Origin of the sequence: Mariprofundus ferrooxydans PV-1 (assembly GCF_000153765.1) — a bacterium.
GTDB classification, from domain to species: Bacteria; Pseudomonadota; Zetaproteobacteria; order Mariprofundales; family Mariprofundaceae; genus Mariprofundus; species Mariprofundus ferrooxydans.
The window spans coordinates 641,046-657,378 of record NZ_DS022294.1; the positions used below are offsets into that span (position 1 = coordinate 641,046).

The window sequence follows — 16,333 nt, forward strand, 5'->3', positions numbered from 1 at the left end:
CGGCATTGGTGATAAGCAGAAGCCGGCATGACCCGCCGGCTTCTGCTGCTACAAGCTACTTCAACGGCAGGTAAATATCGGTGATCAGCTCATGTTCCTCCACTTCCGTGAGCAGGTTCAGGTAGTGGAAAAAGAGGTGAGCATCACGCAACGCCTCCCCACTCTCCGGCAACCAGTCCCGGTAGAGATAATAAACCTTCTCGCCAAGCCCCTCGTGTGGACCGTGATGACGAATCACGGCGCAACGGCCGCCCGGAATCACCCCGCTCTTCACACCTTGCGGGTTTGCGGGCACATCCGAAGAAACCTCACCACAGATATCGAAACGGAACTGCTCCGCCTCCACCGTAGCCGGATCATCATAGACCAGACCCAGCGTGCGACTCGTTTTTACCGGTGATAACCCGCTCTGTTTGCGCCATTCGATAAATCGCATCACCGAATCGTTGACCCGCTCCGGCGCTCCGCGGTGCTCCAGCACCGCCACCCTGGTTTCTGCAAAATCGACTGTATTTACTTCCATTTTCTCGCTCCTTTGCCTTGGCGGCGGTTGGAACCGCTCGTTCCACGGCTGCCATAACGGCTTTTTTCTGAACCCGGAGGGCGATTGTCCGAACGATTGCTTAAAGGCACGCGAAAAGGATTCCGGGTTCTCGAAACCGGCATCCAGCGCAATATCGATGATCCGCTCCTCCTTACAGAACACCAGCCGGTACGAAGCCCGCCTGAGTCGCATCATGCGGATATAGGCGAAGACGCTGATACCGGCATATAGCGAAAACTGTCGATGGAAGTGGAACTTCGAAAAGTTGGCTACCCGGCTCAACTGTTCAACATCGAGCGGATCAGCCAGATGATGGTCGATATAGTCGAACACCTTTTCAAACCTTTTCGCATATGCCCTTGTCGTTATCTCATTCACTGACACTCTCCTCACAGCCGCAATCCTGCCGCGTACCGTAATGCCAATCCTGACCGATCTTGCTCATTCGCCTGACAGGCACTTTTTTCCAGTTCCAGCAAAATTTGCCACACCGGGTTTGATATCCCGATCATAAAAAAACCTGTAACGCCTTGCTTATCAAGGAAAATCTTAGAACAATCGAACACATGCTCAATCGGCTCAAAATATGCTTTATATTCAATTCTTCATATCCCTGACGATTCAAAGGAGAGGCCAATGATTGGAGCAATCAACGCAACCACCCCCCACTATTTCACCCCTGCTTCTGCAAAAACCGATGAAAAAATAACAGCTCCTGCCAGGGCCGATGATTCAGTTACCCTTTCCCAGACATCGCAAACAACCTCGGGGTTACTTTCCAACCTATCGGGACTCAGCCTCGACCCAAATTGGCATATGGCAAATGCCAAGTCGGATTTACAGGCACTCATGACAAAGCTCGGCATTCCCGCCTCAACGAAAGTCGACATTCAATCGAACAATGACGGCACATTCGTCGTCACCTCAGACGATCCGAAAGCTGCCGAGATCGAACGTATGCTCAACGATGGTAGTGCCCGGGCGCTACGCAACGACCTGATCGGTATGGAGAATGCCCTGAAGATCCAGCAAATCGCTCATGCAGTAACCAAAGCCCAGCAACAGGCCGATGCCAATCCGGCCATGACCGATGCGATTTACGCCCGTCTGCCGGCCATTGCCGCACAGATTACAGCACAGAGCTTTTCTCTGAGCTTCGCTAACCAGAAGCTGGATTACACACTGGCCTGAGCGGCCACTATTCCGCAGTAGCGCAGCAGATAACCTCGGCAATCTCGACCGAATAGCTTTTGTACCACCTCTCGCGACCCTGCTGCTGTGCCACGCGATGTTCAGTATCAGCCTTCCATGCCCGCATGGTTTCGAGGTCGGGCCAGTGGGAGATTGAAACCTCCACACCATTTTCCATTGTAGAATCAAAACCGGTGCAGCCGTAGACCTGTATGGCGCGTTCGCGCATGCGTGCGGCGGTCACGCCATATTCGGCATCCATTTGAGCAACCTTGGCCTTGAAGATGACAACGTACCCCTTTGACTCCTGCTCCAGGCGATTGGAGCCAGGGCCGGCCTCAAATCGGGGCAGACCGTCGCCGATCATTTCCCACGGGGCTTTGGAGCCGGTAAAAATATGGAATGCCGGTTTCTGCGCCGGCACATCATCAAGAATACCAAGTCGCACATTGCACTTGCCAGAATCCAGCTTGCGCGAAAACAGGCTGGAGCCGCAGTTGCGGCAGAAAGCGAGTTCGGTGCTTTCCGATTTGCGGTAAACCGAAATAAACGCCTCACCAGCAACAATACGCATCGCCGCACCATCGAGCCCGCCGGCCGTAGCGCAGGCTGCACCCGAAAATTTACGACACTCCGAGCAGTGGCAACTGCCGATATATTCGAAGTGGTCCGGCAGCTCGATGTTCACCTTGCCGCACAGACATGACCCTTTCAGCCGCTTAACGCCTCACCTCCACTCTTATCCATGTTTACAGTAGTGAAATAGTGTCAGCTGCCGGCTGTGTCGGCAAACAGCCTCGCCCGCGACACCCGGCCAAGCCTATGTCGGCATTATTGCCTCAGCATGGCCGTCCCGGATGAGCCGGAGAGGATAGGTTGTCGTATTGAATGGAAGCGATCAGGCCGCAAGATTTGCTGCAGCAAACTCCCAGTTGACCAGTTTCCAGAAGGCCTCGATATAGGCCGGCCGGGCATTGCGATAATCGATGTAATAGGCGTGTTCCCATACATCGCAGGTAAGCAGCGGTATGAGACCGTCCGTCATCGGGTTGCCTGCATTGGCGGTGTTGACGATAGCTAACGCGCCGTCTTTCTGTTTCACCAGCCAGGTCCAGCCGGAACCGAAGTTGCCGGCAGCAGAGGTAGAAAACTGCTGCTTGAATGCAGCAAAGGAGCCGAAAGCCGCTTCGATGGCCGCCAGCAACTCAGCAGCCGGTTCGCCGCCGCCATCCGGCGACAGACAGCGCCAGTAAAAGCTGTGATTCCATACCTGTGCTGCATTATTAAACAGTGGGCCGTCGGCCTGGAGAATAATATCTTCCAATCGCGAACCCTTTTCGAATTCGGTGCCGACAACCAGATTATTCAGGTTGGTGACGTAGGCATTGTGGTGCTTGCCGTAGTGGTAATCCAACGTCTCCTGCGAGATCAGTGGCGCCAGTGCATCACGGGCATAGGGAAGTGGGGGTAATTCAAATGGCATGACAGACTCCTGTTCCGGATGATATCTTCTTAACGCTTTAGTATAGACATAGTTTCAGCCTCATGCACAACCCCTCTCATAACCGCAGGGTAAAAAGTAACTCACCGCGTCAGCCCCACAATCCAGTATGTGCGGTAAACTTGAACAATCACCTGCTTTAATACCACATGCATCGCCCCCCTTAAAGGGACTTGCCATGATTCAGCGCAAGGATCGTCCGGAGGCCGGAAACCTCCGTTTTTTTTGCCCCGTTCCAGCCGAGATAAATATATGTTGTTCCATTTTCATGACAGCTCATTAGCATCCCCCGGCACGTATCATGAAGTTTTTTTCGTGGACACGCTGATTGATGTGTCAGCCATACTGATATGTGATACTTTGCAACCTATTTCCAATATGCACCCTTAGCTCAGCTGGATAGAGCATCGGCCTCCGAAGATAACGGTCATAGTGGGCATTTAAGAGGTGTGACCACGAAGAGATGAGGCCCGCAAATGGTTTCATGCCTGCAGGGTCGAAGGTCAAAAAAAGGCGTGACCAGAATGTGACCACATCGTGACCAGCCTGTTTCATTTGCTTAAAAATAACAGTAGATTACGCGTGGTCACGAAAACTGCACTCTTAGCTCAGCTGGATAGAGCATCGGCCTCCGAAGCCGAAGGCCAGTGGTTCGAATCCACTAGAGTGCACCACTTTCCCAAATAAAATCAAGCACTTAAACAATGCACGCAAGCCCAGCTTGGTCACATGATCTTGGTCACCATTTGGTCACGGACTCGCAGATATGTGACCAAATTCAACGCCAATTTACATCGTACAATTGGCACCATCATTGATCAATGCACTATTGCTAATCAATCCAAGCATATCGCGAAGGGCTGTCTTTAGGGCCTTCTCGTATTACTCCATCAGATGATGCAGTAAATGGCCCGCTTTCCGTAATTCAAAGCAGTAGGATGTGCTTCAACATTTAGTTAGGGATACTCTGAAAAACTCATCGCTTATGGTAGCCTGAGGCCGCGGAGGTTTTCCATGGATCAGATGAGCTTTGCTGAAGCGGAATATGAGAACAAGTGAGCTGGTTCCCATCCTTTGGACAGGTTCCTGTAGTTTAGTAATGTGCAAGAAGAGGTTAGACAACAGTATCTAATGTATTTAGCTGGAGTTAAAATTTTGCGATGTTGAAGCAACTAAAGATTTGAGCAAAATCAATCAAGCGGGACATCATGGCTCTATACTTGGCAGCAAAGGATGCGCGGGTGCCTTGGTATGCAAAAGCCTTGGCGGCATTTATCGCCACTTATGCGCTAAGTCCAATTGACCTCATTCCTGATTTCATTCCTGTGATTGGATATCTCGATGATTTAATAATCCTTCCGTTAGGGATTGCATTGGTGATTCGGATGATTCCTGAAAATGTCATGGAAGATTTGCGGAAACAAGCAGAGGAAGCATTAATCGAACGTCCCGAAGTATTCTTGGTGCAGTTTTTGTTATATGCGTTTGGTTAGTATGCGTTGCTTTGGTTGGGTAGATGATTTGGAAAGAATAAGCTCACTGATGTATTGGAATGTGGTGAGTTGCTTTGCCACCCTCACCTGCGGTTTTCATTTATAAACTTAGTGACCGAGTTTTGCCGACTATTGCCTGTGGCGTGATCGGCAAGGTGCGGCCAAAATAGCCACTCAGGATTCAATATTCTGCCCCAGAATTACGCGGAATTGCCAAACAATCAATGCCACCAAAAATGCACAATCAGAACAATTCTTGTTGACTCGAAATGCATGGCTTACTACCTTGACGCCATGCGAATGCTGGCGTGGATAGCTGTTTTTTCTCTGCAACTGGGCATGTTTGTCTGCGGAGCAGGCATTGATGTGTGCCAGGCAGCGGATGCTCCTGCGCATATGACATCGTCACAGACAGATCATAACCATGACAGTAGTCCTATTGACCAGACATGTGCAGCCCATGCCGCGCATGTGTTTCTGGGGCAGGCGATCAATAACCAGGGCACATATGATGTGCCGCTTAAACTGGTCAATATTCCGACCTCGCTCAATCTCCCCGAGATTGCACACTTCATAGACCAACCTCCCAAGTTACTGCACAGCTGAATCCTGAGTGAAGCATCCGGGGGGCGCATCTGCGCGCTCGTCCGATGCCTTGTGCCCAGTGTTTCAGCATCCCCGTTTTGCAATACATATCACAGGGGGAAACTGTGCGTACAACGTTCATCATCTCAGGCATGCTGGCATGCCTGTACCCATGGGCAGCCATGGCAACCACGCTCCAACAGGCTATGGATATAGCTAGCGGCAAACACCCGCAACTGCGCATGGCCGAGCAAGCGCTTGAGGCAGCACGCGCTGATCTGACCGAGCAAAGCGCCTATGCCTATAATCCACAGCTGTCACTGGAGCCACAACGCCGCAAACGCAATGGCGGCGGCACCAGCAATGATTATTACATCACCCTGTCGCAAGGCGTTGAGTTGGGCGGCAAACAGGGTTACCGGCAACAAAGTGCACAGGCAAATGTCGATGCCGTGGGTCAGCGCGCGAAAGCAACGTACCTGCGTTTGCAAACCGAAGCAGCCCGTGCATTTGTCGACCTGTATTATGCCCAAAAAACCTTACTATTGCGTCAGCAGCAGCGGGATGTGCTGCATCAGGTCAGTCAGGCAGTCAAACAACAACTTGTCGTCGGGGAATCCAGCCAACTGGATGCGAACCTGGCCAGTTCAGCCTATACCGCAGCCCTGAATGCAGCGGTTGTGGCGCAACAGGCGCTGACGCAAGCCCGCATGACTTATGCATCCGCTCTGGGGCAGGCGCAGTCGTCATCAGAGCTTGTGTTGCCACAGCTTGCTACCGACTGGCAGGCGCCACCTGATGCATACGAGGTGGCGTTAGCATCCCGTCCGGATCTGGCATCGATGCGAGCGCAACGGGTCGTCTCGAATGCACAGGCCGAACTGGCCGGAGCCCAGCAAATTCCGGATATCACTATCAGCGCCATGTCCGGACGGGAGGCCGGCGACCAATTAGTCAAGTTGGGTGTCAGCGTACCCTTCCCTGTATTTAACAATCACAAAGGAGCATATCGGGCAGCTCTGGCGCGGGCAGATCAGGTCAAAACAGGGCTGGCATGGGCAGAGCAGCAACTACGAATGTCCGTCAAGGCCGCATTGACAAACCATCATGAAGCCATGCAGGCGCTGGCCGGCATGACGAATGCCGATGAAGCAGCGAGAAGCACGCTGACGCTGGCTCGTCAGGCCTACGATGCCGGGGAGCTGGATCTGGAAGAACTGGTCGTACATATCCGTCAAAGCCTGGACGCCCGCTTGACCGTGGTGGAAATCATGCAACAGGCATGGCTGGCCCGCATCGGGCTCGCCGAAGTGCTCGGTCACCCGGAATATATCCTACAAGGAAGCAAATAATGAAGACACCGATGAACTTTATATTAACACTTGCACTGCTACTCTGTCCTGCAACTGCAACGACGGCGGAACAAGGCGATCAGGGTGAGGCTCAAACACAGACTTCCAGCGTCACGTTAAGCCCGCAACAAATGCGACAGATCGGGTTGAAAGTAGAAATAGCTGCGCTAAAGCCCCTGCCGAAAACCATTCAGGCTCCGGGTACCGTGCGCTTTAATGGCTATCATCTGGCCGATGTTACCAGCCTGGTTGATGCCGTTGTCAGTCAGCGCCATGTGCGTCTGGGAGATCAGGTAAGCAAGGGGAAGAAGCTTGTGACATTGACCAGCTCTGCTCTGGCGCAGGCAGAGGCTGTGTTTCTGCAAGCTCAGGCCGAGCATCGGAAAAGCAGGCAGGAATGGATACGTATCAAGGCACTGGCCAAACAAAAAATCGTATCGCAATCGCGTCTGCAGCAGGTGGAAACGACCTTCCAGTCGGCACAGGTATCACTGGCCGCCTCCCGGGCCTCACTGGCCTCCTATGGTTTACGCCAACAGGATATTGCGGCATTGCAAAAACAGACGGACTACGGCGCACTGACGCTGCATGCTCCTATCGCCGGCACCGTCATTCAGGATGACTTTCGTATCGGCCAGCAGGTAGCCGCCGGCACATTATTGATGACAGTTGTGGATGAAACAACGGTATGGGTGGAAGCCAAAGTACCTGAATCACAACTGTTCGATATTCGTGCGGGGCAAGCGGCCATCATCCGCAGCAAAACCCATGCAGATATCTTTTATGGCAAGGTAGCCAATATACATCACCAACTGGACCCGATAACCCGCACCGGGGGGGTACGTCTGGAAGTGAAAAACCCCGACGACAGCTTGCAGCCGGGCATGTTTGTGCAGGTGGAAATTAACGCTGGCAGCGGAAAAAAAATGCTGCTGTTGCCGGTAGAGGCCGTTCAACGACTGGGGGGTAAACTGGTTGTCTTTATTGAAAAAGGATCCGGACGTTTTGAACGCAGGGAGGTCCGTGTCGGCAAGGCCAATATGGGGCTTATGCCTGTTATCGAGGGTGTAAAGACAGGGGAATCCGTGGTCGTCAAGGGTGCTTTTGTTCTTGCTTCAGAGCTGGCCAAGTCCAGCTTTGAAGCAGATTGAGGCTACCAATATGTTTTCAAAATTAATTGATGCGGCTGTCAATAATCGCCTGCTGGTTCTGTTGCTACTACTGGGCTCGATGGCTTATGCGCTGTTCATCGTGCCCAAGTTGAATCTGGATGCCTTTCCCGATGTCACCAATGTGCAGGTGACGATTAATACTGAAGCCCAGGGGATGGCCTCGGAAGAGGTGGAGCAACTGATCACCTACCCGATTGAGGCAGTCATGTATGCACTGCCGGATGTGGAGGAGGTACGTTCGATCTCCAAGACAGGGCTTTCCGCAATTACCGTGGTGTTCAAGGAAGGGACGGACATCTATTTTGCCCGCCAACTGGTATTTCAAAAGCTGCAGGATGCGCGTCAAAACGTCCCGGCATGGGCCGGTACGCCCAAAATCGGGCCTAATACCTCCGGTCTCGGGCAGGTATTCCAGTATATTATCAAGTCCGATCCGGCAGCAGAGTTCGATGCACTGACACTCAGGGCGCTGAACGACTGGGTGGTGAAGCTGATGCTGATGCCGGTTGAGGGCGTAACCGATATTCTCTCCTATGGCGGCGAGGTGCGCCAATATCAGGTACAACTCAATCCGGAACAACTGCTTTCCTATAAACTGCATCCAAATGACGTAGCCAAAGCCATTGAAGCCAATAATCGTAATGCCGGAGGCTGGTATCTGCCCCAGGGTGACGAGCAACTGGTGATTCGCGGCGTCGGCTGGATTCCCAGTGGGGAAGATGGCTTAAAAGCGATTGCAGCTATCCCGGTCAAAACAGTGAACGGCGTATCGGTCCGTGTGCGCGATGTCGCAAGTGTGGCGTTTGGCGGCGAGATTCGTCAGGGCGCGGTCACGATGACCGAGCGTGCAGACGACGGGGGTGTCAAATCACTCGGCGAGGTTGTTGTCGGCATCGTGCTCAAACGCTTTGGTGCCAATACTAAACATACCATTGATGACGTAAAAGCGCGGCTGAAAATAGTACAGAAGGCGCTACCCAGGGGCGTGACCATTCAGCCGTTTTACGATCAGTCCGAGCTGATTAACAAGGCCGTGTGGACGGTGGAAAAAGCACTGCTGGAAGCATTTGTACTGATCATTATCGTGCTGTTTCTGTTTCTGATGAATCTGCGGGCAGCCACACTGGTGCTGCTATCGGTGCCGATCTCGGTTCTGGCGGCGCTGGCTGTGATGCAATATTACGGCATATCGGCCAATTTGATGAGCTTGGGCGGACTGGCCATTGCCATCGGTATGATGGTGGATGGCTCCGTGGTCATGGTCGAGAATATCTTCAAACACCTGGAGAAAACGCCGGCAGGAGATCACGGCATTGCGCTGCGTATCACCGAGGCGGCAAAAGAGGTGGCGCGCCCGGTGCTGTTTGCCGTGCTCATCATCCTGCTGGTATTCACTCCGCTGTTTTCTCTCGAAGGCGTGGAGGGGAAGATGTTTACGCCGATGGCGCTGTCTATCTGCTTTGCCATGTTCGCATCCCTGCTGGCGGCGGTCTTTGTAATGCCTGTGCTGGCAACCTATGTGTTTACCAAAGGCGTGGTGCACAGGGAAAGTCCTGTGCTGGCGCCGATTGCCCGCGCCTATCACTGGTTACTGGATAAAGCCCTGAATGCGCGCAAGACCGTGGTGGGCGGGGCGGCACTGGCATTTGTGCTGACCCTTTGCATCGTGCCGTTTCTCGGCACTGAGTTTGTACCGGAACTGGAAGAAGGAACGCTAACCATTCGCGTAACGCTGGCGCCATCTTCTTCCCTTGAGTATGCCAAGGGCGTGGGCCAAGAGCTTGAGCAGACACTGATGCAAAACTTCCCTGAAATCACCTACGTCTCAGCCCGAACAGGGCGTGCGGAAATCGGTGGCGACCCCGAACCGGTCTCCAATGTGGAAATATTCGTTGGACTGAAGCCGGCCTCTGAATGGACCAGCGCGAGCAACCGGATGCAACTGCAAAAGCTGATGTACGAAAAGATGCAAGTGATGCCGGGCATCCTGATCTCGTTCACTCAGCCGATTGCCATGCGGGTGGATGAACTGATATCGGGCGTCAAGGCGGCGCTGGCGATTAAATTGTTCGGCCCGGATCTGAAGATTCTGGCGGAAAAGGGCAAAGAGATCGAAACCTTGACCAGAAGTGTTGAAGGCACGCGTGATGTGGCGATGGAACAGATCGAGGGCGAGGCGCAACTGGTGATCCGCCCTGATCGCGCCAAACTCGATCGTTACGGCATCCCGGTGGATGATGTGATGACACTGGTTGCTGATGCCATTGGCGGAGTATCTGCCGGACAAGTGATTCAGGGTAATGAGCGCTATAATATCTATGTACGGCTGGCCAAGACGTATCGCGACAACAGCGAGGTGATCGGGAATCTGATTCTGCAAGCGCCGGATGGCGCATGGGTTCGGCTTCAGGATGTGGCCTCGATTGGCGTGGAACAGGGGCCGCCGATGATCAGGCGCGATGACGTGCAGCGGCGCGTCGTGATCCAGAGCAATGTGGAAGGTCGCGATATGGGCTCTCTGGTGGCCGAACTGGATAAGCGTATTCAAAACGAGATCAAACTGCCGCCGGGTTATACCGTGGTGTTTGGTGGTCAATTTGAGAACCAGCAACGGGCACAGGCCAGATTGATGATTGTGGTGCCGTTATCGTTGCTGATGATCTTCCTGCTGCTTTATTTCATGTTCCATTCGTTGGGTCAGGCGACGCTAATCATGCTCAATGTACCGATGGCGCTGATTGGCGGGATTCTGGCGCTGTTTATCTCGGGCCAATATCTCTCCGTGCCATCCAGCATCGGCTTTATCGCCCTGTTCGGCCTGGCCGTGCTCAATGGCGTTGTGCTAGTCGATGCGATCAACCGGCACCTGGATGAGCATGATCTGAATGACGCTGTTCGTCATGGCGCAGAGAGCCGTTTGAGGCCTGTATTGATGACCGCCATGATTGCGGCACTTGGCCTGATTCCCTTGCTTCTGGCGACAGGTATCGGTTCGGAAATTCAGAAGCCACTGGCAACTGTGGTTGTGGGCGGCCTTGTTTCTTCCACCCTGCTGACGCTGTTTGTTTTACCGTGCCTGTATGAACGATTTAGCCGGAGAAAACTCAATGAATGAACGATCAAGTCTCCGTATTCAAGGTATGGATTGCCCTGACTGTGCCGCCAGGATCGAAAAAGCGGTGGTGCGGTTACCGGGAGTGGCCAATGTACGCGTGAATTTCATCGGTGAAACGCTGAGTGCAGAGGTAAACTCTGAGGAATCAATGCAACGCATGCGCAAGGCAATATGTTCACTCGGCTACAGTGTTGAGGAGGATGGGGAAAAACGGGTGACCTCCGTGCTTCAGGTTAAGGGTATGGATTGCTCCGAAGAGAAAGTGCTGGTTGAAAAAGTGTTGACGGGGATACCCGGACTGGAGCGCTTTGATGTCAATCTGATGAGCCAGCGCCTGCGTGTCATCCATGATCCGAATATTTTACCTCTCTCCGGGATTATCAGGGTGTTGGAAAATGCAGGTCTTTCGGCCGCCCCCTTTGGGGCAGCGCAGCCGACTGAAGGCCGCTGGAGCCGTTACGGCCGCGAAATTTCCACCGGCACGGCCGGCATACTTACGGGCGTGGGCCTCCTGTTGCACTTCATGGATGCTGGAAATGTCTGGGAAATCACGGCGTACAGTCTCGCTATCGCCAGCGGCGGCTGGTTCATCGCCCGCAAGGGTCTGGCCGCCGCCCGTCACCGTTCTCTGGATATGAATTTCCTGATGATGGTGGCAGTCATCGGGGCTATGGGCATTGGCGCCTGGGATGAGGGCGCCATGGTGGTATTCCTGTTTGCTCTGGCTCAAATGCTGGAAGGTCGCGCAATGGATCGGGCCAGAAGCGCCGTGCGTACGTTGATGGATTTAGCGCCACCAACGGCCCGGTTAATACGGGAGGGCAAAGAGCTAAGCGTATCGGTCGATGAAATAAAGGAGGGCGATGTTTTCCGCCTGCGTCCGGGTGAAAAAGTACCTTTGGACGGTGAAATCATCGACGGCAGCTCCGCCGTGAATCAGGCGCCCATCACCGGCGAGTCGGTGCCTGTGGACAAGGAATCGGGCGACATTGTCTATGCCGGTTCCATCAACAGTCAGGGTAGTCTTGATGTGCGAGTCACCCACAAGGCGAGCGATACCACCCTCGCCCATATCATCCACCTGATTGAGGAGGCGCAGGCGGCGCGCGCACCATCTCAAAGCTTCATCGATCGCTTCGCGCGCATTTACACCCCGGCAGTGCTGGTTCTGGCGGTACTGATCGCCGTGCTCCCGGCTTTATTGATGGGACAGAGCTTTGGCGAGTGGTTTTACCGGGCACTGGTGCTGCTGGTCATTGCCTGCCCCTGCGCGCTGGTTATTTCCACGCCGGTGGCTATTGTTTCCGGATTGGCGCGCGGCGCGCGCGATGGCATCCTGATCAAAGGCGGTGCGCATCTGGAGAATGCCGGGCATATCAAGGCGCTTGCTCTGGACAAGACCGGAACGCTCACTGAAGGGCTGCCCCGTGTACAGGATATTGAACCGCTTAACGAGACACCCAAGGATGAATTGATCCGCATCGCAGCCAGTCTGGAGGCGCGCTCAGAACATCCTCTGGCTCAAGCTATCCGCGATTATGCAAGCGCTTGCGGTATCGAATCCGAACAGGTCAGCGAATTTAAGGCTCTGACCGGGCTCGGCGTTCAGGGGCGGGTGCAAGGGCAAGACTTTCTGCTGGGTAACCACCGCTTATTCGAGGAGCGCGGGTTGTGCACGCCCGAGGTGGAGGCCGTACTGAAGCGGCATGAAGCGGCAGGCAAAACCGTGATGATTCTGGGTAACAGCAAACACGTTATGGGACTCATTGCCGTTGCTGACAACCTGAGGCCCGAAGCACGAGCCACAATCGAGGCGTTGCGAAGCCTGGGGATCCGGCAGATCACCATGCTTACCGGGGATAACCGGCGCACCGCTCAGACTATTGCCCGCGACCTGGGCCTTGACGACATTCAGGCAGAGCTGATGCCGGTCGATAAGGTCGCGGCAGTGAAGAAACTCGTCGAGCAACATCACAAGGTTGGCATGGTGGGTGACGGCGTCAATGATGCCCCGGCCATGGCCGCAGCCACGACGGGGATTGCCATGGGGGCGGCGGGCAGCGATGCGGCACTGGAAACCGCTGATGTGATCCTCATGAGCGATGACCTGACCAAGCTGCCTCTTGCCATACGTCTGTCGCGCGCCACCCTGGCAATCATTCGCCAGAACATCTTTCTTTCTCTGCTGATTAAAGCTGTGTTTCTAGCGCTCGCCCTGACGGGTCATGCTACGCTATGGATGGCCGTATTTGCAGATATGGGCGCCAGCCTTATCGTTATTGCCAACGGCCTGCGCCTGCTGCGAATCAAGCATGCAGCCGTTGATATCCGATGATTTGCTACGGAAAGCCAACGTCGACTGGCCACCGTTATCGTAGATGGACTGGTATCTTCCACCCTGCCGACCCTGTTTGTTTTACCCCGACTATATCCGTTTTCAGCCATCAAAAAAAACTTAAGGAAGAGTGAAGAAGCTTTATCTTGTTGTCTGTACATTGATGTTCGGTTTATCGCCGCTTGCAGGGTGGCACCATGCAAAAATCCAGAAGTTTGCCTGATGCCGACAAAGATAAGTGTTGAACGCTATATCGGGGCACACCTGTACCGGAGTGGCCGACAGATACACCACCATCCGGAGTGGCATCGAAGCGCTGAGGGTGGTTAGCCCTTCTTCCATATTATCCAGCCTGCCCAAGTAAGGCAAACGAGCCAAATTAAAACAACAAACACCGCTCCAATAATACTTCGGGGTCGTTCAGTTAACATTTCATCACCACGTTTGCGCAAGTCATTCATAACGCCTGCTGGAATCATTCGAATCACCAACATGATTCCTAACGGAACAATTATCAGGTCATCGAGATACCCGATCACAGGAATAAAATCAGGAATTAAATCAATTGGACTTAGCGCATAAGCTGCAACGAATGCAGCTAATGCTTTTGCATACCACGGCACCCGCGAGTCCCGCGCTGCTAGGTAAAGCGCCATGATGTCGCGCTCGATTGATTTTGCCCAATTTTTTAGTTGTTTCAACATCATAAAAATTTTAACTCCAGTCACCTTCCCTGGCTCATCGAGCCCTTGGTTTGGTGATCAAATGGTTGCTTCTACCCATGTACCAGCATATAGGTAGCAATGGCAACTAACGATATGGACACAAACCGTTGAAACTTATCGCGCGATAAGCGCTCTACAATTCGCTTCGCTGTCCACGTTCCAATAATCATCGCAGCACTCATTAGTCCAGCAAGAAACCAGAAAGATTTGTCCAAGACAACGAAATGTTGATAAACAAGCATCTTTGTACTATGCATCGCAATCGCTGTCATCGCTTCGCTGGCAATGTACGAAACTGGTGGTAATCCGAGCGAAAGAAAAATAGCTGCGGCAAGCGGGCCTGCACTGCCAACCAGTCCGGACAGGAATCCGGCTATGCTTCCGCCAATAATCAATAATAAAGGACTGCCCGTGAGGTTTAATAAATTGAAATATTTTAATGCAACGAATATCAAGATGACTGCTCCAATGATGCGTGCAGCCGATTCATTCGGAAGCTCTACGAATGATAGTGCCCCCAAAACACTGAACGGAATAGCTGTCACCAAAAACAGTCCGACCGGTTTCCAGTGAATTTGATTGAAGCCAAAGCCAGCCCTTGAGAGGTTGCCTACAAGTTGAGCAATGGTTAATAATGGAACTGCCTGAGCCGCCCCTACTTTTATTACCAGTAGAGGCATAAGTAATAGAGCGCCGCCAAAACCTGCCGCACCTGAAATTGCAGCGGCGACAAATGCCCCTATAAAGAGAACAAAAGAATCTAACAACTGTCCATCCTTTTTAGCTAGAAATGTAGTATATGAAGTGACTTGTCAGGCATATCTTGGGCCGAACATGATAATTGCCAGATCAAGTAAACAAACACCAACGCATGAACAAGGTTTCGATTCGGTATATAACAGTCAAACCAAGGCGCGTAAACCTTGGTAGCCGATGTATAAACCGACAAGCAGAATCAAGCCCCCGGAAAAATACGGTGCTTTGCGGGCGAATTCACCGAATCCACTCCAACGACTGGATACCTGTTTGACGCTCAGGGCTGCAAGCAAGCCGGATGTCACCAGAGTGAGCGCCAGGCCGACGCTGAAACTCAAAACCAGCGTTGCGCCGAGCGCGATCTGCTTTAATTGCAAGCACAGCAGCAGCACGGTGATGGAGGCCGGACAGGGAATGAGTCCGCCCGTGAGGCCGAACATCACGATCTGCCCGGTTGTTACTTCCCGATTGGCAAAGCGGTGGCGGATGTCGTTGGCATGAGCCAGTTCGTGCGGATCCTGGTAGCCAGGCGCTATCACATCCAGCCCTTCATAATCCTTGATAGCGTGGTGATGGTGGTCGTGCTCGACGAATTCAACATCATAATCGTGGCCATGGTGATCATGCCCTAAGCGCAGGCGGGCAATAAACTCATGCGGCTCGGGGATCTCCTGAGCCGACTCCATGAAGCCATCCTGCTGAACGAAGGCAAACGATTGGAAGCTGCCGTCCGCTCGCTCTGTCTCAATGGTCACCTGATCGGCTGTCCATATCTGGTCGCCCTTCTCGGGATATAACCGGAAGCGCGGCGGAACGCCATCTTCGAACACTGTCAGGCGCACGATGCCATGGCCGGTGTCGATCAGCCTGGGTTCATCATGATGGTCGTGGTTATGTTCGTGTTCGTGATCATCTTCAGCGAACTGCTGCTGCCATGTTCGCCATATCATCCATGCAGCAACGCCAACGATTAGCACGGCGGAAGCGACTTGCAGGTAAGGCTCGCTGGTTTCCGCATTCCATTGTTGTCCGAAATACATGCCGCCAAGTGCGATGATCCACACTACGGATGTATGAGAAATTGTGGCAGACAAACCCAGCAGGATTGCCTGTGTCCGCGTACCGCGTATCGCAACGATGAATGCGGCCATCATGGTCTTGGAATGCCCCGGCTCCAGACCATGCAGGGCACCCAGCAGGATTGCGCTGGGGATAAACAACCAGGCATTGCCTGCCCCCTGCTGTAACAGCGTGGCAAAATCAGTCATGCGATGTCCTCACAGGTATTTGGTAATGGCTTTGAACTCTTGTATGGTGTTATCCGCACTCTGCGTGCCTTCTCGCACTGCATGCTCAAGGCAATGGTCGATGTGATCATGCACCAGGGTTTTCTTGGCCTTATTGATGGCACTTTCGACAGCTTGCAATTGTTGAGCAATATCCAGACAGCCACGCCCATCCTCAATCATGGCAATAACACCTTTAAGGTGGCCCTCGGCCCGTTTGAGCCGTTTGATGATTTCGGGGTGAGATGTATGTGTTGTCATGTCTATATCCTCGGCTT

12 protein-coding genes, 1 tRNA gene and 2 pseudogenes are annotated in these 16,333 nt (G+C 53.1%); 8 read left to right on the forward strand and 7 right to left on the reverse strand.

Features of this window, described 5'->3' with window-relative positions:
* Positions 1-55 precede the first annotated feature (55 nt).
* Entirely contained in the window at positions 56-922 is an 867-nt protein-coding gene (locus SPV1_RS02935; RefSeq protein ID WP_009849609.1) for an AraC family transcriptional regulator, read from the reverse strand.
* A gap of 258 nt (positions 923-1,180) precedes the next feature.
* Between SPV1_RS02935 and SPV1_RS02940 the strand changes: the two genes are divergently transcribed.
* The gene (locus tag SPV1_RS02940; protein WP_018294625.1) at positions 1,181-1,735 is read left to right on the forward strand and encodes a hypothetical protein; all 555 of its coding nucleotides are present in this window, start codon (positions 1,181-1,183) and stop codon (positions 1,733-1,735) included.
* A 328-nt stretch (positions 1,736-2,063) separates the two neighbouring features.
* Here the strand turns inward: SPV1_RS02940 and SPV1_RS14775 are convergent.
* Together SPV1_RS14775 and SPV1_RS02950 are read right to left on the reverse strand one after the other, a co-directional pair.
* Positions 2,064-2,450 (reverse strand): annotated as a pseudogene (locus tag SPV1_RS14775) (GFA family protein); the annotation flags it as partial.
* A 183-nt stretch (positions 2,451-2,633) separates the two neighbouring features.
* Entirely contained in the window at positions 2,634-3,218 is a 585-nt protein-coding gene (locus SPV1_RS02950) for a superoxide dismutase (RefSeq protein WP_009849612.1), read from the reverse strand.
* A gap of 615 nt (positions 3,219-3,833) precedes the next feature.
* Here SPV1_RS02950 and SPV1_RS02955 point away from each other — a divergent pair.
* The 7 genes and pseudogenes from SPV1_RS02955 (at position 3,834) to SPV1_RS02985 (ending at position 13,288) form a co-directional block, all read left to right on the forward strand.
* Positions 3,834-3,910 (forward strand) — tRNA-Arg (locus SPV1_RS02955).
* 534 nt (positions 3,911-4,444) lie between these two features.
* Positions 4,445-4,752, forward strand: a pseudogene (locus SPV1_RS02960) (YkvA family protein).
* A 250-nt stretch (positions 4,753-5,002) separates the two neighbouring features.
* Positions 5,003-5,335: a hypothetical protein gene (locus tag SPV1_RS02965; protein WP_196795093.1), complete on the forward strand. Its 333-nt coding sequence runs from the start codon at positions 5,003-5,005 to the stop codon at positions 5,333-5,335.
* Between the two features lie 104 nt (positions 5,336-5,439).
* Complete coding sequence (locus tag SPV1_RS02970; protein ID WP_196795094.1) at positions 5,440-6,666, forward strand: TolC family protein; 1,227 nt, start codon at positions 5,440-5,442, stop codon at positions 6,664-6,666.
* An 11-nt stretch (positions 6,667-6,677) separates the two neighbouring features.
* On the forward strand, positions 6,678-7,817 hold the full coding sequence (locus SPV1_RS02975) for an efflux RND transporter periplasmic adaptor subunit (protein WP_231288259.1): 1,140 nt from the start codon (positions 6,678-6,680) through the stop codon (positions 7,815-7,817).
* A 10-nt stretch (positions 7,818-7,827) separates the two neighbouring features.
* On the forward strand, positions 7,828-10,953 hold the full coding sequence (locus SPV1_RS02980; RefSeq protein ID WP_040881425.1) for an efflux RND transporter permease subunit: 3,126 nt from the start codon (positions 7,828-7,830) through the stop codon (positions 10,951-10,953).
* On the forward strand, positions 10,946-13,288 hold the full coding sequence (locus SPV1_RS02985; protein ID WP_040881426.1) for a heavy metal translocating P-type ATPase: 2,343 nt from the start codon (positions 10,946-10,948) through the stop codon (positions 13,286-13,288). The genes SPV1_RS02980 and SPV1_RS02985 overlap by 8 nt, the downstream gene beginning before the upstream one ends.
* 326 nt (positions 13,289-13,614) lie before the next feature.
* Here SPV1_RS02985 and SPV1_RS02990 read toward each other — a convergent pair whose 3' ends face one another.
* The 4 genes from SPV1_RS02990 to SPV1_RS03005 form a co-directional block, all read right to left on the reverse strand.
* Positions 13,615-13,995 (reverse strand): YkvA family protein, encoded by a 381-nt coding sequence (locus SPV1_RS02990; protein ID WP_009849619.1) that lies wholly within the window; start codon positions 13,993-13,995, stop codon positions 13,615-13,617.
* A gap of 68 nt (positions 13,996-14,063) precedes the next feature.
* Positions 14,064-14,780 carry a sulfite exporter TauE/SafE family protein gene (locus SPV1_RS02995; RefSeq protein WP_009849620.1) on the reverse strand — a complete coding sequence of 239 codons (717 nt, stop codon included), beginning with the start codon at positions 14,778-14,780 and terminating at the stop codon, positions 14,064-14,066.
* Positions 14,781-14,915: 135 nt separating this feature from the next.
* On the reverse strand, positions 14,916-16,037 hold the full coding sequence (locus SPV1_RS03000; RefSeq protein WP_009849621.1) for a nickel/cobalt efflux protein RcnA: 1,122 nt from the start codon (positions 16,035-16,037) through the stop codon (positions 14,916-14,918).
* 9 nt (positions 16,038-16,046) lie between these two features.
* Positions 16,047-16,316 carry a metal-sensing transcriptional repressor gene (locus SPV1_RS03005; protein ID WP_009849622.1) on the reverse strand — a complete coding sequence of 90 codons (270 nt, stop codon included), beginning with the start codon at positions 16,314-16,316 and terminating at the stop codon, positions 16,047-16,049.
* Positions 16,317-16,333: the final 17 nt, after the last annotated feature.

What these genes read in the sequence shown, in the direction of transcription:
- SPV1_RS02965 (WP_196795093.1), top strand. Translation starts at nt 5,003, where the DNA reads ATGGCTTACTACCTTGACGCCATGCGAATGCTGGCGTGGATAGCTGTT.
- SPV1_RS03005 (WP_009849622.1), bottom strand. Translation starts at nt 16,316, where the DNA reads ATGACAACACATACATCTCACCCCGAAATCATCAAACGGCTCAAACGG.
- SPV1_RS02975 (WP_231288259.1), top strand. Translation starts at nt 6,678, where the DNA reads ATGAACTTTATATTAACACTTGCACTGCTACTCTGTCCTGCAACTGCA.
- SPV1_RS02980 (WP_040881425.1), top strand. Translation starts at nt 7,828, where the DNA reads ATGTTTTCAAAATTAATTGATGCGGCTGTCAATAATCGCCTGCTGGTT.
- SPV1_RS02985 (WP_040881426.1), top strand. Translation starts at nt 10,946, where the DNA reads ATGAATGAACGATCAAGTCTCCGTATTCAAGGTATGGATTGCCCTGAC.
- SPV1_RS02940 (WP_018294625.1), top strand. Translation starts at nt 1,181, where the DNA reads ATGATTGGAGCAATCAACGCAACCACCCCCCACTATTTCACCCCTGCT.
- SPV1_RS03000 (WP_009849621.1), bottom strand. Translation starts at nt 16,037, where the DNA reads ATGACTGATTTTGCCACGCTGTTACAGCAGGGGGCAGGCAATGCCTGG.
- SPV1_RS02950 (WP_009849612.1), bottom strand. Translation starts at nt 3,218, where the DNA reads ATGCCATTTGAATTACCCCCACTTCCCTATGCCCGTGATGCACTGGCG.
- SPV1_RS02990 (WP_009849619.1), bottom strand. Translation starts at nt 13,995, where the DNA reads ATGATGTTGAAACAACTAAAAAATTGGGCAAAATCAATCGAGCGCGAC.